The organism is Nocardia amamiensis NBRC 102102, from assembly GCF_001612745.1.
GTDB lineage: Bacteria > Actinomycetota > Actinomycetes > Mycobacteriales > Mycobacteriaceae > Nocardia > Nocardia amamiensis.
The window spans coordinates 1-22,148 of sequence record NZ_BDBA01000112.1 but is presented as its reverse complement, the minus strand read 5'-3'; the positions used below and the strand labels follow the sequence as shown (position 1 = coordinate 22,148).

At 68.1% G+C, this 22,148-nt stretch carries 21 protein-coding genes and 1 pseudogene; 10 read left to right on the top strand and 12 right to left on the bottom strand.

Annotation, left to right across the window (positions count from 1 at the left end):
* Positions 1 to 270: 270 nt before the first annotated feature.
* A pseudogene (locus NA4_RS42165) lies at positions 271 to 807 on the bottom strand (YbhB/YbcL family Raf kinase inhibitor-like protein); the annotation flags it as partial.
* Between the two features lie 137 nt (positions 808 to 944).
* Between NA4_RS42165 and NA4_RS20825 the strand changes: the two are divergent.
* Positions 945 to 1,619, top strand: a complete 675-nt coding sequence (locus NA4_RS20825; protein ID WP_067472356.1) for a GntR family transcriptional regulator — start codon at positions 945 to 947, stop codon at positions 1,617 to 1,619.
* Between the two features lie 46 nt (positions 1,620 to 1,665).
* On the opposite strand, the gene NA4_RS20820 is transcribed toward NA4_RS20825, so the two are convergent.
* Complete coding sequence (locus tag NA4_RS20820; RefSeq protein ID WP_067472353.1) at positions 1,666 to 2,817, bottom strand: transcription termination factor Rho, short form; 1,152 nt, start codon at positions 2,815 to 2,817, stop codon at positions 1,666 to 1,668.
* Positions 2,818 to 3,216: 399 nt separating this feature from the next.
* Between NA4_RS20820 and NA4_RS20815 the strand changes: the two genes are divergently transcribed.
* On the top strand, positions 3,217 to 3,783 hold the full coding sequence (locus NA4_RS20815) for a hypothetical protein (protein ID WP_067472396.1): 567 nt from the start codon (positions 3,217 to 3,219) through the stop codon (positions 3,781 to 3,783).
* Between the two features lie 54 nt (positions 3,784 to 3,837).
* Here the strand turns inward: NA4_RS20815 and NA4_RS20810 are convergent, their stop codons facing one another.
* Positions 3,838 to 4,512, bottom strand: a complete 675-nt coding sequence (locus NA4_RS20810) for a PaaI family thioesterase (protein ID WP_067472350.1) — start codon at positions 4,510 to 4,512, stop codon at positions 3,838 to 3,840.
* A gap of 355 nt (positions 4,513 to 4,867) precedes the next feature.
* On the opposite strand from NA4_RS20810, the gene NA4_RS20805 reads away from it, so the two are divergent.
* The 4 genes from NA4_RS20805 to NA4_RS20790 all read left to right on the top strand — a co-directional run bounded on the left by NA4_RS20805 (position 4,868) and on the right by NA4_RS20790 (position 9,724).
* Positions 4,868 to 6,259 carry a hypothetical protein gene (locus tag NA4_RS20805; RefSeq protein WP_067472347.1) on the top strand — a complete coding sequence of 464 codons (1,392 nt, stop codon included), beginning with the start codon at positions 4,868 to 4,870 and terminating at the stop codon, positions 6,257 to 6,259.
* 54 nt (positions 6,260 to 6,313) lie between these two features.
* Entirely contained in the window at positions 6,314 to 7,555 is a 1,242-nt protein-coding gene (locus NA4_RS20800) for an AAA family ATPase (protein WP_067472344.1), read from the top strand.
* Positions 7,552 to 8,790, top strand: coding sequence for a vWA domain-containing protein (locus tag NA4_RS20795; protein WP_067472341.1), 1,239 nt, complete (start codon positions 7,552 to 7,554; stop codon positions 8,788 to 8,790). The genes NA4_RS20800 and NA4_RS20795 overlap by 4 nt, the downstream gene beginning before the upstream one ends.
* A 283-nt stretch (positions 8,791 to 9,073) precedes the next feature.
* Entirely contained in the window at positions 9,074 to 9,724 is a 651-nt protein-coding gene (locus NA4_RS20790; RefSeq protein WP_067472338.1) for an HAD family hydrolase, read from the top strand.
* 19 nt (positions 9,725 to 9,743) lie between these two features.
* Here the strand turns inward: NA4_RS20790 and NA4_RS20785 are convergent, their stop codons facing one another.
* Positions 9,744 to 10,337, bottom strand: coding sequence for a TetR/AcrR family transcriptional regulator (locus NA4_RS20785; protein ID WP_067472335.1), 594 nt, complete (start codon positions 10,335 to 10,337; stop codon positions 9,744 to 9,746).
* Positions 10,338 to 10,358: 21 nt separating this feature from the next.
* Here NA4_RS20785 and NA4_RS20780 point away from each other — a divergent pair, with 21 nt between their 5' ends.
* Together NA4_RS20780 and NA4_RS20775 are read left to right on the top strand one after the other, a co-directional pair.
* Positions 10,359 to 10,727, top strand: coding sequence for a hypothetical protein (locus NA4_RS20780; protein ID WP_067472332.1), 369 nt, complete (start codon positions 10,359 to 10,361; stop codon positions 10,725 to 10,727).
* Positions 10,724 to 11,239 (top strand): SRPBCC family protein, encoded by a 516-nt coding sequence (locus NA4_RS20775; RefSeq protein ID WP_067472329.1) that lies wholly within the window; start codon positions 10,724 to 10,726, stop codon positions 11,237 to 11,239. Before NA4_RS20780 ends, NA4_RS20775 begins: the two co-directional genes overlap by 4 nt.
* 4 nt (positions 11,240 to 11,243) lie before the next feature.
* On the opposite strand, the gene NA4_RS20770 is transcribed toward NA4_RS20775, so the two are convergent.
* Together NA4_RS20770 and xylB are read right to left on the bottom strand one after the other, a co-directional pair.
* A complete protein-coding gene (locus NA4_RS20770; RefSeq protein WP_157129180.1) occupies positions 11,244 to 11,783 on the bottom strand; it encodes a hypothetical protein in 540 nt (179 codons plus the stop codon).
* 186 nt (positions 11,784 to 11,969) lie between these two features.
* Positions 11,970 to 13,376 carry a xylulokinase gene (xylB, locus tag NA4_RS20765; protein ID WP_067472323.1) on the bottom strand — a complete coding sequence of 469 codons (1,407 nt, stop codon included), beginning with the start codon at positions 13,374 to 13,376 and terminating at the stop codon, positions 11,970 to 11,972.
* A gap of 151 nt (positions 13,377 to 13,527) precedes the next feature.
* On the opposite strand from xylB, the gene NA4_RS20760 reads away from it, so the two are divergent.
* Complete coding sequence (locus NA4_RS20760) at positions 13,528 to 14,016, top strand: hypothetical protein (protein ID WP_157129179.1); 489 nt, start codon at positions 13,528 to 13,530, stop codon at positions 14,014 to 14,016.
* Here the strand turns inward: NA4_RS20760 and NA4_RS20755 are convergent.
* From NA4_RS20755 to NA4_RS20730, 6 genes are all read right to left on the bottom strand, one after another.
* Positions 14,007 to 15,017: a glycoside hydrolase family 172 protein gene (locus NA4_RS20755; RefSeq protein WP_067472317.1), complete on the bottom strand. Its 1,011-nt coding sequence runs from the start codon at positions 15,015 to 15,017 to the stop codon at positions 14,007 to 14,009. The genes NA4_RS20760 and NA4_RS20755 overlap by 10 nt on opposite strands.
* Positions 15,014 to 15,463, bottom strand: a complete 450-nt coding sequence (locus tag NA4_RS20750) for a thioredoxin family protein (RefSeq protein ID WP_067472393.1) — start codon at positions 15,461 to 15,463, stop codon at positions 15,014 to 15,016. Before NA4_RS20750 ends, NA4_RS20755 begins: the two co-directional genes overlap by 4 nt.
* A 56-nt stretch (positions 15,464 to 15,519) precedes the next feature.
* Complete coding sequence (locus NA4_RS20745; protein ID WP_067472314.1) at positions 15,520 to 17,001, bottom strand: FGGY-family carbohydrate kinase; 1,482 nt, start codon at positions 16,999 to 17,001, stop codon at positions 15,520 to 15,522.
* A 2-nt stretch (positions 17,002 to 17,003) separates the two neighbouring features.
* Positions 17,004 to 18,416 (bottom strand): L-fucose/L-arabinose isomerase family protein, encoded by a 1,413-nt coding sequence (locus tag NA4_RS20740; protein WP_067472311.1) that lies wholly within the window; start codon positions 18,414 to 18,416, stop codon positions 17,004 to 17,006.
* Positions 18,417 to 18,532: 116 nt separating this feature from the next.
* On the bottom strand, positions 18,533 to 19,411 hold the full coding sequence (locus NA4_RS20735) for a glycoside hydrolase family protein (protein WP_067472308.1): 879 nt from the start codon (positions 19,409 to 19,411) through the stop codon (positions 18,533 to 18,535).
* Between the two features lie 232 nt (positions 19,412 to 19,643).
* Positions 19,644 to 21,926: an ATP-binding cassette domain-containing protein gene (locus NA4_RS20730; RefSeq protein WP_067472390.1), complete on the bottom strand. Its 2,283-nt coding sequence runs from the start codon at positions 21,924 to 21,926 to the stop codon at positions 19,644 to 19,646.
* Positions 21,927 to 21,989: 63 nt separating this feature from the next.
* Between NA4_RS20730 and NA4_RS39270 the strand changes: the two genes are divergently transcribed.
* The coding region (locus tag NA4_RS39270; protein ID WP_157129178.1) for a helix-turn-helix domain-containing protein at positions 21,990 to 22,148 on the top strand (159 nt) is incomplete at its 3' end.

Below are 22,148 nucleotides of genomic sequence, written 5' to 3'. Positions count from 1 at the left end.
CCAGGCGATTTCCTGGTCCGGGGTGAGCTTGGTGATGACAACCTCGACGTCGTACTTACCCAACGGGAGATCCCCGAGGGCTTCCCGGTCCATATGGACCAGGAACCGGTCGCCGGGCCGTTCGACCGGTTCGCCTTCGGCGTCGAGCAGCATTCCCGACGCGTCGATGTCGACGTGGCCCATAGGGTCGGTCAGGACCGCGAAGATCGCGCCGGAGGAGGCGGGGATGAGCCGGGAGACCTCGATCCGTTCGATGCCCTCGCCTGCGGGGTGCTCGCCCGGCGTTTCCGCCGTGGCGGTCAGGACCGCACGGCCGAGCGTATGGCCGGCCATGGTGAAGCCGAGGACGGCCGGGGTGGCGTCGGCCGGGACGCCGATGGACTCGACGTCGAGGGCGTGCACCACGACGAAGTAGCGGTGCGGGCCGTGTCCGGCCGGTGGTGCGGCGCCGAGGAAGCGGGCCACGCGCGCGTCGTTGGGCAGCTGGAAGGCGCCATCGGGCAAGCCCGAGCCGGTGTCGTCGCCAGCGCCTTCGGGCAGCTCTGTGACGGTGGCGGGGATGTCGGCGACCGCCCAGTGCCAGAACCCGGACCCGGTGGGGGCGTCGGGATCGTAGACGGTGACGGCGTAGCTCTTGGTGCCTTTCGGCGCGCCGATCCAGGACAGCTGTGGAGACACGTCCTTCCCGCCAGGGACCCCGGAGGAGAACTGCTCGGGCAACCAGGCGGCGCCGTCGGCGACGGTCGTGCTGGTGACGGTGAAGGAGGCCGCCTCGGGGAGGCGAGCGAAGGGGTTGTTGGCGCTCATCGCGTCGTTCCTTTCCTGCCGTGCTGTGGGTGGAGCCGGGGAGATCCGCAAGGGGTTGCGTTGAAACATCACCAGCACCGTTGAATCGACGATAGCACGAATAATCGATTATATGACGGATCGTCTATGCTTTGAACATGACCCGTACGGCTTCCACCGCGGTCTCGTCAGGAAAGCAGATGCTGTCCGACCAGGTCTACGCACACCTGCGGGACGCGATCATGCGCGGGGACTATGCACCCGGTGACGCCCTCAAACCGCAGGACCTCGCCAAGGAGCAGGGCGTGAGCTTGGCCGTCGTCCGCGAAGCGCTGGTGCGGGTGGTCGGTGAGGGCCTGGCCGACCGGCTACCCAACCGCGGCTTCGCCGTCCCCGACTTCTCCGATCGCCGCTGGCAGGAAATCGCGGAGGCCCGCCGGACGATCGAACCGATCCTGCTGCGCATGTCCATCGAGCGCGGCGACGTCGACTGGGAGGCCCGGGTACGAGCCGCCCACCACCGTCTGGCCCGTACCCCGGCGTGGGTGCCGCAGGAGAGCGAGTACTACAGCGACGCATGGTCCGAAGCCCACCGGCTCTTCCACCGCACCTTGCTCGAGGGCTGCGGCAACCCGGTCCTGCTGGAGACCTTCGACCGACTGTGGACCGCGAGCGAGCTGGCCCGCCGCTGGTCGGCCCACCGCAACCCCGACCGCGACGACGCCGCCGAACACCGGTGCCTGGAAGAGGCGGCACTGGCCCGCGACGCCGACACCGCGGCCGAGACGTTGGCTCGGCACCTCACCCTGACCGCGGCCGGACTGGAAGCGTGACACGCCGCACTCGGCACGCTGGATGAGTGCCGAACAGGACACCGTCTCAGCCTGTGGAGCGGATCTGGCTCAGGAATTCGGCGTTGGTTTGAGTTTGTCCGAGGCCGGTCAGCAGTAGTTCGAGTGCTTGCTGCGGGTCGCGGCCCGAGAGGGTCTTTCGCAGGAATCCGGTGGCGGTGAGCTCATCGGCGGAGACCAGCAGTTCCTCTTTGCGTGTGCTCGAACGGCTGATGTCGATCGCGGGGAATACGCGGCGGTCGGCGAGGTGCCGATCGAGCTTCAGTTCGGCGTTTCCGGTTCCCTTGTACTCCTCGAAGATCACGGTGTCGGCCAGCGAGCCGGTCTCGACCAGGGCCGTGGCGATGATGGTGAGCGAGCCGCCGTTCTCGATATTGCGAGCGGCGCCGAGGAATCTCTTCGGTGGCGCCAGTGCGCCGGCGTCGACGCCACCGGAGAGGACGCGGCCGGACCCGGCGGCCGCCAGGTTGTAGGCGCGGGCGAGCCGGGTCAGCGAGTCCAGCAGAACGACCACGTCGTGGCCCGTTTCGACGAGGCGTTTGGCACGTTCGATGGCCAATTCGGCAAGCGCGATGTGTTCGTGGGCGGGCTGGTCGAAGGTCGCGGCGGCGACCTCGGCCGGCACCGCGCGGGACAGGTCGGTCACCTCTTCCGGGCGTTCTCCGACCAGTACCAGCATCAGCTGGCATTCGGGATGATTCTTGGCGATGCCATGTGCGATGGACTGCAGCACGGACGTTTTGCCGGCCTTGGGGGGTGCGACGACCAAGGCGCGCTGGCCCTTGCCGATCGGCATGACCAGATCGGTGGCGCGCGTGGTCAGCTCATGTGGTTCGGTCTCCAGCCGCAGACGGTCCTGCGGATAGAGCGGGACCAAGTCGGCGAAGTGCGCTCGTGTTCTGGCATTGCCGGGTGGCAGGCCGTTGATGCGGTCGACTCGGACCAGCGGTGCGAGTTTGACGCCGTCACGTTTGGGTCCGACTGCGCCGGTGAGGGTATCGCCGCGGCGGAGTCCGTGCTCGCGGACCAAACGCGTCGGCACATGTGCGTCTCGCGGTCCGGGCAGATAGCCGTCGACGTGCAGCGAGGCGCGATTGTGGGTGATGTCGAGAATGCCGGTGACCGTAGTCGTGCTCTCTCCAGTCGCGCTGTCTTGTGGGTGAATAGTGTTGTCTTGCATGGTTTCTTCTCCTGGGAATGCGTTCGTGGACGCGGCGGGTCGCCGTGAATGCCGCCTGCTGGAATGACGCTCGCCGCACGCGCCGATGTGATGTGTGGCTGGAATCCGTCCAGTCCGAACACGGTGCACGGCATACGAGACCGTCGTGGCGAATGTGGAGCTTGTGGGAGGGAGTTGGCACCTACATCCACAAGATGGAGACCGCACCTACAGTAGCGGCACTGGACACAACGCGCAACAGTGCCTGGTTGTTCCACTGATCCATTCGATAGCGCTGAACCAATCCGTCGCACGTCGGCTGACTCGCTCAACCGGTGACAGCGAGGCAAACCTCTGCGCCGCAGAGGTTCTCGCCTTTCGACAGCGCAGCACGTGTCGAGGTACTTCTACAATCTTCGCGTGACGCTCACCCTCGCCGACCTGGTTGGCTATACCGATCGCAACCTCGACACCGACCTGGCGCGTTGGTTCCCCGATTCCGCAACCGTCCAGCTTCCCGAGCAGACCCGGCCGGTGGCGCCGTTTCTCGAACGCCTGGCTCCCACGGACGCGGCGGCGCTGGCCGCGTTCGACCGCCGGGTGCGCTCGGGCCGGCTGCCGCAGTTCTTGGACATCTTCGACTGGTCCTACGGGTTCGATTTCGCCGGAAACGACTGCGGCATCATCGATTCGGACTATTCGACCGAGCTGACCGACGACGATGTCTACTCGATCGGTGCGGACGGAGGCGGCAATCTGTATGTCGTGCTCACCAATGGCCAAGTAGCCGTGTGGTTCCACGAGGAGGAGGTGCTCGAAGGGGGCACCCGCTTCGACAACCTCGACGTCTTCCTCTGGTCGTTCGTGCGCTACCGCGCGGTGCGTGCCGGGAAACTCGAGCGCTCGGCCGTAGAGTCGGACTTCCTGGCGCTCGGCCAGGACGGCGCACTCGAACCGCAACTCGGTCTGCTGCGCCTCATGAAGTAGGCGGGAGATCCCGACCGGCTGTCATGCGACGAACCGGTCTCACCGAAACCCGGATCAGGGCTGCCCGGGTTTGAGAACGATGAACAGGCCGTTCGCCTCGGCGCACAGGCGCTCGCCGTCGTGCAGGGTGGCGCGGACGTAGATCTTGCGTCCTTCTCGGCGTTCTGCCCACGTGCGCACCTTCAGTTCGGTGTTCAGCGGGGTGATGGAGCGGTAGTCGACGGTGAGGGAGGCGGTTCTGGTTACCGCGCCTGCGTGCACGGCGGCGGCCATGCCGAGCAGGTCGTCGAAGACGATGCCGATCTGACCGCCGTGGGCGGCGGTGTTGCCACCGAGGTGGTAGGTGCGGAAGGTGACGCGGGCGTCGACGCCGTGTTCGTCGATGTGGTCGATGACGAACGGTGGCAGGGTGATGTTGCCGCGGGCGGGCAGGTCGAAGCGGGTCCAGTTCGGGGTCGACCACTCGTCCACGATGGCGTCGTCGAGTTTGTCGTTCAGCTGCTTGAGCAGGCCGATCGCTTCTACCGCCAGGTCGTCGGAGGGGCTGGCCAGGCGGACCCGGTCCATCAGGCCGCGGACCTGTTCGATGAACCGGCCGTAGTGCGGCCCGCCGCGGGAGATGTCGTCCTTGGCGGCCTCGTGGGCGGCGATGAGCTCCGGCATCGGGCGGAACCCGCCCTCGTGGTGCTCCTTGCTCGGCAGCGCGTCGCCGGTCTGCGGTTCGTCCATGAGAACACGTTATCGGTTGCCCGGTGAATGCTCGCCGGGCGGGTAAGGGAAGGCGCAGTGTGGGGAAATGCGCCCGCGCCGCGCCGAGTCGATCGCCGTCCGTGCAGATCCGCGGGCTCTGCTTGGGGTTCGCTGTTCGCCGGTGTGAGGTTCGGCAAATGTGGCTGCCAATGGCCAACTGCGCCAATGCATCTGGGCAACACTCAGCGGGAGGGCGAAACGAGTGGGCGGCTCGGCGAAGCAAGCCGTGAGGCTCCCTCCGCTGGCCGGTTCCGGTGCCGGACGATATGATCATCGCGATGATGACTCATTCTGTTCAAAGATTGGGGGTTCCATTCGTGCAAGGTGAGCGCTGATGCTCAACATCACGAATGGGAACGATTCCCGCCTTTCCTTCTGGCTGCGTGTGCGTGAATTCGCCGTGCCGCCTTCCATGATCGAGACCGCGACCGTCCGCCGTCGCGTGGGGGACTGGGCAGGCGCGTGCGCCGCGGCAGGCTTCGATGTCGATTTCAGTGTGCGGTCGGTGGCGCGTAGCCACGGGCACGAACTCGCGGCTCGAATCCGGACCGATCTCCGCCATCTGGCTCCCGACCTGTTGCGCTGGCATCTGCCGAGGGTTGCTCCGGACGGGTTGGTGCGACCAGGTCTGACCATCGCCTTGGCGCGGTACGACGCGGCACCGGACCCGCGCGGCGGCGCACGTCCGGTGCACCTTGTCGTTCGGACCGCACCGGCATGGGCCGACGCCGGTCAGCGGATCAGCCTCGCACTGTGGGACGGATCCGCCACCGGTACCAGCCGCCATCCGCATCCTCGTCCCAACCGGCGTTTCCGCCTGGATCTGCACCGCCACCTGTGGGACGCGCGCAGGGTCGATGAGCTGGGAATACGGTCCGGGGCCCAGCGGCCCGCAGATAACCGCCCGATGCCGGACCCCGAGCTGCTCGCCGCGGTGCCGCAGGTCCGCCGCTGCGCCGTTGACCGATGGGCGGCCGAGGCGGAAATTCTGCGCCATGCCGAGGGACGGCATAGCAGTACTTTCGTCGTGCGGTTCGGGGCCAAGCAACGCTTGGTACTGGACCTGGACGCGGATGGCAACAGGCCGCCCATGGTGCGGATCGCCTCGGGATACCCGGTCGGCGGGGTCTCCGCGCTGCCGGTCTTGCCCGACGCGGCGACCTGGGTGCTGCCTGATCTGGAACTGATCCGTACCGGTGCGATAGCGGCCGATCAGCTGCATCCGCTGGTCGCCTCGGCACTGGTACCGGGCTTCTCGCCGACCGATGCGCCCCGCATTCCGGACCCGGCAGGGCAACCGCGCCTCGTACAGTGCAGGGGAGAACAGCACCGGATCGGGCTGGTCGACGGGGTCCTGGCCGCGCTGGACCACGACCACGCCGAGATCCGGCGGGAGGAACTGCTGGTCGCCCTGACCGGCACTCCGCTGCCCTGCCTGCAAGCTATCGATGAGGCGCACCGTCATCCGGACTGTCTTGCCGGCGTCCGCGAGCGTTTGGACCACGGCGACACCGCCGGCGCGCTGGCCATCGTCGGGGGACTGCTCGGTCCCGACGCGTCACTGCGCGACGGTGCTCTGCGCGACGAACTCGAAACGGCCGCGCAACGGCGAATCACCTACGGACTGTTCCGGGCAGGCCTGTCCGAACCCGGAACCGGCAACATTCCCCCGGTTCGCCGTCCACGCGCCCGCCGCGCGCATCCGCGCAACGCAACCGCTCACTGACCGGCGACTTTCGTCGCAGCTCCACTCGACTCCAACCCCTCGAGGTGATCACACATGCTTTCTGCTGTCCGCACGTCCGCCGATCCAGCCCACCCCACCCAACTCGACGTCGCCGACGAGTTGCTGACTCTGCTGCGCGAGGTAACCACCGAACCACGCCCCGACACCCAACTGGAGGCCCTGGCGCTGGCCGTGGCCGCCGACCTGCCGGTTCTCCTGTGGGGTGAACCGGGGATCGGGAAGACCGCGGCCCTGACCCAGCTCGCCGCCGACCTGGACCTTCCACTGACCACGGTGATCGCGAGTGTGCATGAGCCGTCGGACTTCTCGGGCCTGCCCATCATCGGAGCCGATCCCGCGGAACACGGAGTCCCGATGGCTCCGCCGGACTGGGCCGTACGACTCGTCCGGGCCGGCCGCGGACTGCTGTTCCTGGACGAGCTGTCCACCGCGCCGCCCGCTGTGCAAGCCGCCCTGCTCCGTCTGGTGCTGGAGCGGCGGATCGGCACCCTCCAACTGCCACCCGATGTCCGGATCGTGGCCGCGGCCAACCCGCGATCCTCGGCGGCCGACGGCTGGGAGCTGAGCCCGCCGCTGGCCAACCGGTTCGTGCATCTGCAATGGACCCACGATCACGACGTCGTCGTTCGCGGCCTCGGCGGGACCTGGCCGCACGCGACACTGCCGCGGCTGGCTCCGGAGAAGCTCAGCGAGGCCGTGGCTTTCGCGCGCCGCGCGGTGTGCGTGCTGCTCGCGGCCCGTCCCGCTCTCGTGCATCAACTCCCCGGCACCGAAACGCGCCGGGGTGGTCCCTGGCCGTCGCCTCGAAGCTGGGAGATGACACTGCGGCTGATCGCCTTCGTCACCGCGGCCGGTTCATCCCGGGATGTGCTTTCCCTGCTGGTCCGGGGCACCGTGGGCGATGGGCCGGGCTTCGAACTGCTGGCCGGCCTGGACCGCATGGACCTCCCGGACCCGGAGGTGCTGCTCGCCGATCCGGTGGGCGCCGCCCTGCCCGAGCGAGGGGATCTGCGTCAGGCCGTGCTCGACGGCGTTGTGGCAGCGGTCCGTAAACGCCCGGAGAAATCTCGCTGGGACGCGGCATGGGCGCTTTTGGTCAAGGCTTTGGAAACCGGCGCTCCGGACCTGATCGTCGTTCCCGCAACCACTCTCGCCACGTTGCGCCAGGAAGACTGGGACGTGCCCGCGGCGATCGAGGAACTCGCCGGAGTGGTATCGGTGTCCCAGGAAGCGGATCGGGCAGCCGACCGTGTCGTCGCGAAGGCAGGCCGATGACCGCGAACGCGCCGGGGACGCTGGACCGCGACAAGCTGTTCGCCGCCCGATTGCACGCCGCCAGGGCCCGGCCCTATCTGGCGACCGCCCTGTACGCCCTGTGCGTCGTCGAGTCGCGCCGAGTACCGACGATGGGCGTCGACCGGCACTGGCGGTGCTACGTTTCGCCGGCGTTCGTGGACCGGACTCCGGTGGAGGACCTGGCCGGAGTCTGGGTGCACGAGGTGTCGCATCTGCTGCGCGACCATCACGGTCGCAGTGACCGATTCGCCCGGCAACACGACCTGACCGGTCCGGCGGAGCGACTGCGGATGAACATCGCTGCAGACTGCGAAATCAACGACGACGCATTCGGCGACGGGCTGGCCCAGCCCGATGACGCTGTCGTGCCCGCGTCATTAGGGTTGCCCGAAGGGGAGCTCATGGAGGACTACCTGCGCAGGTTCCGGCTCGGGCCGCATACGCAGGGCATGGCCTGGCTCGATTGCGGCAGCGGCGCCGACGGACTGGAACGCGAGTGGGAGCTGGGACCGGACGGTGCGGACGGCCTCAGCGAACAGGAACGAGACGCCGTCCGGTTCCTGGTGGCGCAGGGCATCATCGGCCGTCCGGGAAACGCGTCCAAAGAGTGGCAGCGCTGGGCGGAAGAGGCCTTCCACCCGCCGCAGCCATGGCGCGATCTGCTCGGCGCGGCCATCCGCTCAGCGGTCAGCGGGGCCGGTGCGGGCGAGGACTACACCTATGGCCGCCCGGCGCGGCGCTCGGCTGGGGTACCGGGCGTGGTGCTGCCGAGTCTGCGGCGAACGCCGCCCCGGGTCTCGGTGCTCATCGACACCTCGGGCTCGGTCAGTGACACCGAGCTGGGCAGCGCGCTCCTCGAAGTGGCCGCTATCTCCCGTGCCGTTGGCGGCCGCCGCGACCTGGTCACCGTGCTGCCGTGCGACGCGGCGGCCCCGATCGTGCACCCGTTGTGTCGTGGCGAGCGAATACCGCTGGTCGGCGGCGGGGGTACGGACATGCGTACCGGCATCGCCAAGGCGCTTCGAGTCCAACCCCGCCCCGATGTGCTCGTGATCCTGACCGACGGCCAGACACCCTGGCCGACCAGACGGCCATCGTGCCGGACAGTGGTTGGCCTGTTCCGGCGGCAGCACGCCGATTCCTGGCGCGAACACGATCCCGATTATGTTCCGGACGCGCCGCCCGCATGGGCCCGAGTGGTTGATATCGGGTAGGCGCCCGCCGCTGTCCCACTGCTTGTACCGATCACTCGTTGGCGTCGCCACGGCAAAACATGATTCGCGACCAGCCGACGTGGCGGGCCGAACAGCTCACGCACCGAGAGACACGTCCTGGTCAGGTCGTCAGCGCGCGCCAGCCGAACGAAGGCGAGGCTGCCGCCTAGGCTGGTACGCGATCGGCTATCGCGTACCTCCTGGTGACCCCGGCGCGGTTCCGGCGGTCGAGCGCGGACTCGGCCTCGATCGACAACTCCGTCTGGTGAAAGGCATTGTGCGCATGGGTGTTACGGCGGTCGTCTTCGATATGGACGGCGTCCTGATCGACTCCGAGCCGGTGTGGGAGCAGGTGCGGCGGGCGTACGTCGCGGAGAAGGGCGGATGGTGGCTGCCCGACACCCAGCAGCGGCTGATGGGGATGAGTACCGGTGAATGGTCGGAGTACCTCAGCGGCGAGCTCGGCGTCGGGGAGTCGCCGGAGACCGTCGCCCGTGAGGTCGTCGACCGGATGGCCGAGCGCTACGACGAGACCGTCCCACTGCTGCCGGGCGCGGTCGAGGCCGTGCAGCGGATCAGCGAGCACTGGCCGCTCGGGCTGGCCAGTTCGTCGCCGCGTGCCCTGATCGACAGCGTGCTCGGCCGCACCGGTCTGATCGAGTTCTTCACTGTCACGTTCTCCACCGAGGAGGTCGATCGGGGCAAGCCCGCGCCGGACGTGTACCTGACGGTCGCGACGTTCCTGCGTCAGCGGCCCACCGACTGTGTGGCCGTGGAGGATTCGAGCAACGGGCTGCGCTCGGCGCATGCGGCGGGGATGCGCGTCATCGCGGCCCCGCGACCGGAATACCCGCCTAGCCCCGATGCTCTGCGATTGGCCTGCCGGGTGATCTCCGGTCTCGACGAACTCACACCCGCGCTGATCACCGGTTGAGCCGCCGCAGGAGCCGGGCTCAGCTCCGGTAGGAGGTCAGCAGGGTGCGAGCGGCGGCGGTCACGTCGTCTTCCAGCCATTCGGGCAGCGACGGGGCGTGGGCGTGGCGACGCAGCGCCGCGTAAGGAAGGTCGACTATCGCGCGGGTGACCGCGTCGATCTCACGCTCGCCGTCGCGGCCGAACAACCCGTCGGTGATGCGACGCAGATGCTCGATCAAGGGTGCGTTCATCTCGGCCAAGGTGGCGTTGAACTCGACGTCGGGGCCGCCGTCGAGCAGATCGCTCGGCCGCAGGTTGAGCAGAAGCCTCGCGTCCTGGGGCAATTCGCGCCCGAACCGCAGGGCGGCCCGCGCCATCGCGACACCGGCCTCGACCGGGTCGGACTCGTCGGCCGCCGCCAGGGTGCGATCCTGGAAACGCCGCAGCGCGCGCAACCATGCGGCGGTGAGCACACCGTTGCGGTTGCCGAAGCGGTGATACAGCGTGCCCACCGGAGCGCCGCTGGCCTCGGCGATCGCCGACACGCTGGCCGCGCGGGGTCCGTCGGCGAGCACCAGGGTGCGTGCTGCGTCGAGGATCACGTCGGTGTGGTGCTTGCGAGGTGGCGCCATGTACTAGTACGTTCCTTTTATATGGAGCGGTTGCCCTATATTGATGAGCATGCCAGATCGGTCGACGCGAACCGGGATCGGGCGTGGAAAGCGGTGCTGAAAGTGGTCTGCAAAGATCCGCACGATCCATCGTCGGTGGGAAGTGGATTCGCCCTGGAATCCGCCGAGGAGCCACACCGGTTGGCGATTCGGGGTGAGCACCGGTTCTCGAAGTTCCAGTTGATCTTCGAATTGGACGAGGAGGGGCCGAGTCGCACGCGTGTCCGCGCGCGCAGCTTCGCCGAGTTCCCCGGACTGCCAGGCAAGATCTATCGCGCGCTGGTCATCGGCACGGGCGGCCACCGGATGACAGTGCGCTGGATGCTGCGCCGAATCGCGGCGGCGGCATGATTCCCGGGACGGTATGGGGCGCCACCGAAGCCGAGCGCGAGGCCCCACTGCCGTGCGACGATCGGCAGCCGGGCGGCCTTCAGGCCGACCGGGCGATCAGCATCGCCGCGCCGCCCGCACTTGTCTTCGACTGGCTGTGTCAGTTGCGCATCGCTCCCTACAGCTACGACCTGCTGGACAATTTCGGCAAGCCCAGCCCGCGCCTGCGCGATCCACAGCTGACCGAATTGGCAGTGGGACAGCGATTCATGTCCCAATTCGATCTGGACTCCTTCGTCCTCGGCCGGCATATCACGCTGATCACCGGCAAGATCTGCGTCACCTATGCGGTGCGTCCCGAAGGAACGGGGACCAGGTTGGTGGTCCGGATTCGCTTCGGCGCACCGAAACCCATTGCCGTGGCGCTGGCGCTCGGTGACGTCATCATGCTGCGCAAGCAGTTGCTGAATCTGAAGGAACTCGCCGAGGCCGAGTACCGCTCCGGCTCACCGGAGGACACGGCTCGGCACTGAACGATCAGTTGCGTCGTTCGACCAGGTCGAACTTCAGCTGCTCGAATCCATCCGGCACGATGTCGCGCACCGACACCAACGCATCCGCCCAAGAACCGAGGAGGGTGTGGTCGCCGACGGTACGGCCGGTGTCCGGTGCAGGTTGCGCGGTGAGCACAGGCAGCGGGTGGATGCGATGACGGGCATCGTTCTCCAGCACGGTCGCCTTGTCCACGAAGATTCGCAGGTCGTGATTGAGCAGGTACCGGCCGACGGCACCGTGCTCGGGCGCTGCCAGTTCCGCAACGGAATCCACAGCGCGGTATAGGTTTTCGCCGTCCGGTTGACCTCTCGGCGCGGCGTGACCGGCCCACACCACCCGGGCGGGCGTATCGAGCAGCCGCTCGACGCCTTGGACGAGATGATGGCCGATCCTGGCGTGTTCCATGAGTTTCGCGCCCACCTCGACGTAGCCGAGCAAGCGGTGGTCGTCGGTGCAGAGTACTGCTCGATAGAGCTGCCACACGAGCCGGATTCCCTTCGGTGGTAGGCGATTTCGTTGCATGCTCACACGCGTTTGCGGTGTGGCGATTACAGCGGCGTTACCACCGTGGTGCGGCTTGATCTCCGCATGGACGAAGGGAATGTAAGACGCTGGGCTACAACGTGATCCGATCTGGATGCGGCGCTACTCGATCACTGCGAGCAGGGCGCCGGAGCCGTGGCGGGATCCAAAAGGTGAGCGCTCGGGTCAGTCGTAGAGTGCCTGGCGTGCCCGCCGGTACTCCGCCCGAATACGCTGTCCCACTACGGCGTCGGCCGGAGCGGGCATCTCCGCGACCGTGCGCGCCTGCCAGTCGGGCGGGCAGGGCGCACCACTGAGCGCCCAAGCGGCCTGCCGGGCGGCGCCGAGTGCGACGTACTCGGCGGGTTCCGGCACCGCCACCGTGACGCCGAAAACCTGGGCGGCGATCGCAGTGACCAGCGGCGAGCGAGCCGCGCCGCCGATGAGCAGCACGCGTCGCGGCGTCACGCCGATGCCGGTGAGATGGTCGAGCGCGTCGGCGAGGTGGCAGAGCATCCCCTCGTAGGCGGCGCGGGCGACGGTGGCGGGACGCATGGCGTCCGGACGCAATCCGTGCAGAGTGCCCGTGGCGTGCGGCAGGTTCGGCGTGCGTTCACCCGCCAGATACGGCACGAGGACCACGCCGTCCGCGCCGGGCGGCGCCTGTGCGGCAAGCGATTCGAGGGTGGGGAGGTCCACGCCGAGCAGATCGGCGGTCGAGGTCAGGATGCGGGCCGCGTTGAGCGTGCAGACCAGCGGGAGGAACGCCCCGGTAGCGTCCGCGAATCCGGCCACCGCGCCACTCGGGTCTGCGCTCGCGTGAGTGGTGCGGGCGTAGGCCGTCCCGCTGGTGCCGAGGGAGACCACTACGTCACCGTCGGCGATGTCCAGACCCAGTGCGGCACCGGCGTTGTCCCCTGTTCCCGCCGCGACCAGCGCACCCGATGGCGTCCGCCCCGCCGGTTCGGCCGGATCGAGCACTCGGGGGAGCGCGGGCGTGCGTCCGCGAAAGGCCATGGCGAGCAGGTCTTCGCGGTAGGCGCCGCTGCTGGGTGACCAGTACCCGGTTCCGGAAGCGTCACCGCGGTCGGTGGTCGGCTCCGGCATACGTCCCGGCTCCCCGCCGCGCAGCCGCCAGGTCAGGTAGTCGTGCGGCAGGACAACCCGCGCGCAGCGGTCGGCGAGTTCTGGTTCGTGATCGGCCATCCAGCGCAGTTTGGCTATGGTCAGCCCCGCCACCGGCACGTTGCCGACCGCGTCGGCCCACGCCTGCCGTCCGCCCAGCTCCGCGATGAGATCCACCGCCGCCGCGGCGGAGCGAACATCGTTCCACAACAACGCAGCCCGTACCGGCGCGCCCACGGCGTCCAGCGCCACCAGCCCCTGCTGCTGCCCCGCGATGGCGATCGCGTCCACGCCCTCGAGCAAACCGGCACCCGCGATCTGCAACGCGTCCCACCAAGCGGTGGGGTCGACCTCGGTCCCGGCGGGGTGCGGTGCCTGCGACTGGCGCAGGATCGTACCGGTTTCGGCGTCACAAACCACGACTTTGCACGATTGGGTAGAGCTGTCCACTCCCGCGACCGTCGTCATCCGGCCTGCTCTCCGATCCGGATCGCTCCGTAGATCCCGACACCGGGTAGGCAGCCGGGACATGCCACACGTATACCGACACCTTGCACCCGAATCGCCGCGCCACGGCGCATTTCGCGGAAACGGCCGCGCCATCGTGCAGACTGTCGCGATGAGCATCGACCCCACCGACGTGCGCATTCGCGCGGGAGACGGGACACCGCTGCCGGAACTCACCGCGGACGCGCTCGGCACCATCCTGGACGAACCGCCCTGCCCGGACCGGGCCATTCTCGAGCTCAGCCGCGCCGACCTACACGACATCCGGGCCACGCGTCTGCCCGACGGCGTCTACGAACTGGAGCACCGGGCCGGGTCGGCGACCCAGTCCTTCCAGATGTACACCTCCGACCCGGTGCTGGTGCGGGACGTACTGTGGGCCTGGCTGTCCGGCGATCCGTGGTGGCACGAGGCGGTGGCGTGGTACCCGGTCGATCCGGCGATCGCGGAACTGCGTGCCATGCGGGACGAACTCACCGGGCTGCTGGACGGCCTCACCGCGATGGGCGATCTGACCGCGAGCATGGACGCGGCGCTGGCCCGCGCCGACGAGCTGCTGGCACTGGAACCCGATACGCCGGAATCATCGGCTCACGACTGATACCACCACGCGGTCGTCGCGATCTCGGCGTCTTCCAGTGGCAGATAGGTTTCCGCGTCCCGCCAGCCGAGCGCCTGCACGGTGACGCGCACATCGCGCTCGAAACAGATCGGATCGCGCACATGCCAGCGGTACATCCCGAACCGCTGGTCCGGTTGATAGATTTCGCCCGGCGGCAGGATCTGATGCAACCCGAGATATGGAGTGCAATATGTCCGATATGTGCCGTCGAGGTCGAAATTCCAGGCGCCGCCGAAATAATCCTCGGTCCCTGTCCCGCAAATCGTGGGGTGCTCGGCGTCGCCGTCGAGATAGAACTTGACTTCGCCTTCGCCCCACCATCCCGGCGCGCCGGGTCGAATGGCGAGGTACGTGCCGACATAGCGCCCGGGCCCCGGCACCGTGTCCAGAATCGTATGCACGGCCGGATTGCCCAAGCGAGCCGTACGCGACCACCGGGTGTGCAGATAGCCCGCGGTGTCCGGAACATTCTCCTCGGTGTAGGTCGCTTGGTAGTAGACCGGAACTTCCCGGCCGCAGTGGTTTTCCAGCGTGATCCGCGCCCGGTGCCGAAACGGCATGGGCCAGTAGCTGTTCAGGCCGCCCGCAGGGGCGACCACCACCATCTCCGAGGACAGCAGTGCCAGCTCGCCCCATCCGTTGCAGAAGAAATCACCGAGCGGCAGCTCGATCGCGGGCTGCGGCTCGTCGTCCCAGAACATGCGCAGCGTCAGCGAGCACAGCACGGAGCGCTCGGTGGTCAACCAGATGTGCCGGATCACTCCTGGGCCGGAAACGTCGGCCAGCGTGGCGTTTTCGCCCTCGGCGAGTGCGATCGATGGCGACACCTTCCATCCGGCGCCCAGCAATCGAGCCGCATGCGCGCCGGTGCCATCGATCGCGCGTGCGCCCGCGCCCGGAGCTCCGGACGGGTTCTCGGCGCTGACCGACCGCGTTCGCGCGCCGTCCAGCCGCCACAGATCCGCGCCCGGCGTGGTCACAGCCCTGGCCAGCCGTATCGGGGCGAGACCGGCGCGAGTCCGGCCCGGCGTGTGCCGGCGGAGGCTCCCGCGGTGGCGAGCTCTCGCGCGTCCTGCTCGGCCAGACGACGGCGAATCTGGTCCATGTCCAGCCAGAGAATCTGCTGCACCAGGTCTTCCAGCGCGTCCGGCGCCAACGCGCCCGCCTCGGAATACACCAGCACCCCCTCCCGGAACGCCATCAGCGTGGGGTACTGGGTGACCTGCGCGCCCGTGCTCAACGCGACCTCGGCCTCGGTGTCGACTTTGCCGTGCACGATCTCCGGGTGCCGGTCCGACGACGCCTCGTACACGGGCGCGAAACGCTGACACGGCCCACACCAGCCCGCCCACCAATCGACCAGCACGATCGGGTTGGACGCGACGACGGAATCGAAATTGTGCTGGGTCAAGGTGATGGTCGGCATGGAATCCTCGTGTGGTTCTGCGCGTTGACCCTGCATCGTCGCATGGATATTCGCGATCAGGAAGACGTGCCGGTGCGGTGGTTTTCGGCCGCGAGGAAATGCGCGATATTCGTCGTGCATTCATACAGTTCGCGGTAGTGGCGGTAGTACTCCTCGTATTTCGCGGTGCGGTCAGGATGAGGCCGCACAGTATCGACGACAGGATTCCACCCCGAGGTGTCGACACCGGCGGCTTCGGCCGCGAGCAAAGCGTCGCCGAGACAAGCGCCCACGGTGTCGGCGGGCATTTGCTGCTCCAAGCCGGTGACATCGGAGACGATCTGCGTCCATAATCCGCCCTTGGTGCCGCCGCCCACCGCGACCAGACGCGCCGCCCGGCCGCCTGCCTCGGTCATGGCCGTCAGGTTGTGCCGCACGCCGTAGGCGATACCTTCCAGCACCGCCCGATACAGTTCGGCGCGCTCGTGCCCGAGCGTCAATCCCGCGATGATCCCTCTGGCGTCGGGATCGAACAGAGGAGTGCGCTCTCCGGCGAAGTATGGCAGCACGAGCAACCCTCTGCTGCCGGCCGGCACGTCGGCGGCCGCGGCGACCAGTTCGGTGAACTCGCCGCCGATGAGCTTGCGCAGCCAGTCGGTGACCGCCCCGGAGGTGGCCATGCCCGCGGCGAGGGTGTACGTGCCCGGCCAGGCGCCGCAGGTGCCCCAGAGGCCGGGATGCGGGCGCGGATCGGTGAGTACCTGCACCAGGAACAGGGTGGTGCCGTACATGATCATCGCATCGCCAGGGGCGCGAACACCCACACTGGCTGCCTCGGCCCATGCGTCGATGGTCCCCGTGGTGACCGGCAGTCCCGCGGGCAGCCCGGTGACGGACGCCGCTTCGGCGGTCACGCGCCCCACGATCTCGGTCGGCCAAGCCAGTTCCGGCAGCGACCAACCCGGCATGACCTGCTCGGCCCAGTCCGTCGCCCAGGCGCGCGCACGCAGGTCGTACATGGGCACGCATTGACTGGCCGACTGGTGGTCGAGGACGTACCGGCCGGTCAGCCGGTGCACCAGGAAAGAACTCGCCATCAGCAGCATCGCGGTGCGCGCGGCGACTTCCGGTTCATGCCGGGCCAGCCACCTGGCCTTGGGGCCGACAGCCTGGCTGGTCAGGGGTGACCCCGCGCGGTCGAGTATCGCTTGCGCGCCGAATTCGTCGTTCAGTTCGGCGATTTCGGCGCTTGCCCTGGTGTCGACGCCGTAGAGGATCGCAGGACGCAACGGCTTGCCCTCCGCGTCGGCGGGCAGCAGGCACGGGCCGATCCCCGACACCGCCAGCCCGTCGAGCGCAGCGCCCTCGGCGGCGCGCACCAACTCCCGGGCGAGCGTGACGAAGTCGGCCCACCACACCGTCTCCGCGTCGTGCTCCACGCACCCGGGATGGGGCATGGAGACGTCGTGCGCTCGTTCGGCTCTGGCGACGATCGTCCCGTCGGCGTCGGCCAGCACACCCTTGGAACTCGAGGTCCCGATATCGATGCCGAGAAACATCGTCACCGGGTGAACTCGTCCAGCGTGACGTCCAGCAGCTCGCAGGCGGCGCGGACCGCGGCCCGGTGATCGCCGGGTATCGCGTGGATGTGGTTGGCGCCGAAGCGATTCAAGAAGTCTTCGGCGCGCGCGTCGAGCCGGGCGAAGGCGTGCGGCCATTCCCAGGTGGACTGCTTCATCAACGCTTCGTTCGTCTGCTGGTCGTAGGCTTCGAAGTCGCCGAGCATCAGCTGCATGCGGTAGTCGCCGTCGAGCCGGGTGAGTCGTGCCAGCGTCATCTGTCCGGGCGCGGCCAGATGGTGCACCGAGGCGCCGCCCGCCGGGAAGAAGAACACCTCCGGATACAGGTGCACCTTCGCCAGGTTCTCCGCGGGATCGGCGCTGCGCGCGGCGAACCAGGTGGCGTGCTGGCCGGAATTGCACAGATCCCAGATGTCCCGGTCCGCGTGGTAGTGCCGGACGTCGGCGAACAGCACCGGGGTTCCCGCGATCCGCTTGAGCAGCTGCATCGTCAGCGCGCCGTCCATGTCCGCCTCGGTGGCGCAGACGTGCGGTTCTTTCGGACCGTTCCAGTCATAGGGATCGTTGAGAAACGCCTCCGTGACGTCCATGGTGGCGAAGTACTGGGTGAGTTCGGGTTGCCCCTTGATGCCGGAGAAATCCAGCCGCCATTCCGCGATCAGCTCGCGCACGGCCAGGTACGACCGGATCTGGCGTTCCAGCAGCTCCGGCGTGAGCTTCGCGCCGTCGTAGTGCACGCCCGCGGTATGCCGCTCCAGCCACTCGCGCGCCGCCTTCGCCTCTCCGGCGTCGGCGAGCTCGGCGCGGCGCACGATCTCCCACTGATCGATCTCCTCGACATCGATGCCGAAGCGCCGCTGCCACTGATCGGTGTTGGCGACCGCGGTGTTCATGCCCATCGGCCGCCCACCGAATCGGCCGAATGTCGTACCGCGCAAACCGGATACGGCTGCCGCGGCCCGCGCCCGCACGCCAATTGCCTCGACCAGCTCCGGATCGGACGGATCGCCCCACAATCTGCTGTGCTTGCGCCCGATTTGGTCCAGGGCGCCGCCAGCCGCGAGCATCCCCACCATGCCGGGCTGCACGGGATCGATGTTCGACAGCAACAGCAGCGGGCCCGGGGTCGCGCCCGCCGCGAGCATGGTGAAATGCGGGAACGCCCAGACCGCGTAATGCAGCACGGTCAGGTCCACGCCCGCGGCGGCGACCGCGCGCGCCACCGAAGTCGCCAGCGCGTTGTCGCTGATCGGTGCCGTGCCGCAGACCACCTCGTGTCCCGCCGCGGTGAGTGCGGCCACCAAACGGTCCTCGGTCGAGATGATGAAATCGGCGATGCCCGCATGCACATAGTCGCGGCCATCGGAAACACTGATAACGCCGATACGGGCCATGCCGGTCCCTCCCGTTGGGATGGTCGGAGAGTTCGACTCGATCAACAGATACCAGCCACAGCCGGGCTCGTTGGCGCGTTTGCGGAAATCGAGCCCTGGCCAGTGTTTCGGACCGCTTACCGCGGAACCGCTTTGACGCCGTGCGACCGCGGGAAGGCGAGTGGCGCCAGCTGGACGCCACCCTGACCCCAGCCCGCACTCGTGATCCACCAGCGGCCGTCCTCGCCGACCACTTCGGCCGCGTGCGCGGCGATATGGCCGACCTTGTCACCGATGCGGAAGCGAAACGGGCTGTCGCTGCGGAAGACGTCGGTGCCGACGTAATCCGGGCGGGGGCCGATGAACAGATACCACCAACCGTCGTGCCGCAGGACGTACGGAGACTCGGTGTTGCCCGCTTCGGTGCCTGTGGCCGGGTCGGTGTAGGCGATATGGCGTTCACCCCAGTGCACGAGGTCGGTGCTGGTGCGGTAGGCGACGACGTGATGACCGCCGGTGGCGGCGCTGGTCGCGCAGTAGTACATCACCCACTGGTCGCCCACCCGCGCCACCATCGGGTCGCGAGCGTCGTAGCCGTCGTGAAACAGCGGACCTGCCGGAAGTCTCGTCCACCGGAACAGGTCGGTCGAGGTGGCCAGGTTCATGGCCGCGGCGGTGCGGTCGGGGCCGCCCGCGGCGTAGAACATGTAGTACTGGCCCTGCGCGCCCACCACGTACGGCGCCCACAGATGTGTCTCCCCGTAGTCCCGATCGACCCGTAAGGCGGACGGGTGCTTGGTCCACGGCCCGTGCAACCGGTCGGCGCAGGCGTGCGCGAATTCGATCTCGCCGAACGGGTCCGCAGGCTCCCGGTGAGTGATCCCGAACAGGTGCCATCGCCCAGCCTGGTCGCGAACCAATGTGTGGTCGTTGATGTACCACGTATCCGGCTCCCCGGCGCTCGGGTCGTAGATCCGCGCGAACGCCCCCGCCCGGACCACCTCGCGCGTCGTCATACCTTCATGATGCCGCCGCGGCAGCCCGGAGACTGCGGTCCCCGCGGATTTCGGCACGACCGCGCCAGGCTGTTGGCCTCGGCTCCCGCTGACCCTACGCGGCCGCTGAGGTGTTCAGGTGAGCGTTCGGCCGTGAGCGCGCCCCGCAACCGGTTTCACTCATGACCCGCAATCACCAAGGTGCTCAGCCGTGGCCAGCGGGAACGTTCTGCGTCGCGTCCACGCCCTCGGGCTATCCGGCGACCACGCTGCGCCGCAGGTAGTCCGCGGTGATGGACCGAGCATTCGCCAGCAACGCCGACGGCGTTCCCGCGAAAACTATCTCCCCACCGTGCTTTCCACCGTCCGGCCCGAGATCGATCACCCAATCCGCGCGGGCGACGACGTCCAGGTCGTGCTCGATGACGATCACCGTGTTCCCCGCGTCGACCAGTCGGTCCAGCAGCGCGACCAGGGTGTCCACGTCGGCCATATGCAGCCCGGTGGTCGGTTCGTCCAGGACGTAGACCTCGCCGCGGCGATGGAGGTGATCGGCCAGTTTGATGCGCTGGCGTTCTCCTCCGGAGAGGGAATTCAGCGAGCGGCCGAGAGTGAGATAGCCGAGCCCGACGTCGAGCAGCGACCGCAGCGGCGTGCGAATCCGCTGATCATCCTGCTCGTTCCAGAAATCGAGCGCCTGCTCGGCGGTCATCTCCAGCACGTCGGCGATGGACGCGCCGCGGATCTCGTACGCGAGCACCTCCGGACGGTACCGGCGTCCGTGACACGTCCGGCACACGGTGGTGACCGGGTCCATGTAGGCCAGGTCGGTGAAGATCACGCCCGCGCCACCGCATTCGCCGCACGCGCCGTCGGAGTTGAAGCTGAACAGGCCCGGTCGCACGCCGTGCCGCTTGGCGAACAGCTGACGCAGCGGATCCATCATGCCGAGATAGGTGGCCGGGCTGGAGCGGCGGGAGGCGGCGATCGCCGCCTGGTCGACCGCGATGACCTGCGGATGCGCCGCGACGAACGCGCCCGAGACCAGCGTGCTCTTTCCTGAGCCCGCGACGCCGGTCACCGCGGTGAGCACGCCCGTGGGAATCCGCGCGGTGAGATTCTTCAGGTTGTAGGTGTCGACATCGGTGACGGTCAGCCATCCGGTCGGCCGGCGCGGGTGCTCTTTGATCCGCCTGATTCGGCGCAGCCCCTCGCCGGTGGACGTTTCCGCGCCGCGCAGCTCGTCTACCGTGCCTTCGAACACCACCCGCCCGCCGTGCGAGCCGGGGCCGGGCCCCATGTCGATGACATGATCGGCGACCGCGATCACGTCGGGGGAGTGTTCCACCACCAGCACGGTATTTCCCTTGTCCCGCAATTGGATCAGCAGGTTGTTCAGTCGGCCGACGTCACGCGGATGCATGCCGACGCTCGGTTCGTCGAAGATGTAGGTCATCCCGGTCAGGCTGGAGCCGAGATGCCGCACGACCTTGAGACGCTGCGCCTCGCCGCCCGACAGCGTCGACGTCTCCCGATCGAGCGAGAGATACCCGAGGCCGACCTCCTCGATCCGGCGCAACCGGCCGATCGCGGCGCCGGCGATCGGCTCGGCGACCGGATCGTCGATGGCGGCCAGCACCTCGATGAGGTCGGTGATCTCCAGCCGGCCGTAGTCGGCGATGCCGAGCCCGTCGATCCGGCTCGCCAGCGCGGCGGCGTTGAGCCGCGCGCCCCCGCAGTCCGGGCATACCTCCTCGGTGACCACCGCCTGCGCGGCCGCACGGTTCTTGTCCGACAGCGCGGTGAGATCGCGCTTGATGTAGAGACGGTCGACCCGCTCCAGCAGTCCCTCGTAGGCATTGTTGCCCGCCGACCCGTTCCTGTTCCGCCGCGGCACCCGGAAACCATTGCCGTGCAAGAACAAATGCCACTCCTCCGGGGTGAACTCACGCAGCGGCTTGTCCGGGTCGAACAACCCCGACTCGGCGTAGAGCTGCCATTGGAAGGTGCCGATCGCGAAGGGAGCGAAGGTGATAGCGCCCTCGTTGAGCGACTTGCCGGAATCGATGAGCTTGTCCAGATCCGGACGCACGACGTGGCCCAGCCCGCCGCAGGCCGGGCACATGCCCAGCGGATCGTTGAACGAATAGCGTGTGGCCTCGCCCGCGCTCGGCACACCGTGCCGGGAGAACAGCACGCGAATGACCGACTGGATGTCGGTCATGGTCCCGACCGTGGAACGCGAATTGCCGCCGATCGGCTTCTGGTCGACCACGACCGCGGGCGCCAGGTTGTCGATCACGTCGGCTTCGGGCCGCTCGTATTTGGGCAGCCGATTGCGGATGAACCAGGTGAAGGTCTCGTTGAGCTGCCGCTGTGATTCGACCGCCACGGTCCCGAAGACCACCGACGACTTCCCCGAACCGGAGACGCCGGTGAAGACCACGATCCTGCCCTTGGGAATGGTCAGCGAGACGTCGCGCAGATTGTTCTCGCGGGCCCCGACGATCCTGATGGTGTCTCGATCTGCATGCACGGCCGCCACGGTAGGAGCCCATGAGGTCTGTTTCTGTCCTCATTCGCGCCCATACTGGATGGCGTGACCGAGACCGCCGCGCGCCTGCTCCAGCTGCTGTCGTTGCTGCAGACCCGCCGCGAATGGACCGGTCCGGAACTGGCCGCGCGGCTCGGGGTCACGGTGCGGACGGTCCGCCGGGATGTCGAGCGCTTGCGTGAGCTGGAGTATCCGGTGGTCGCG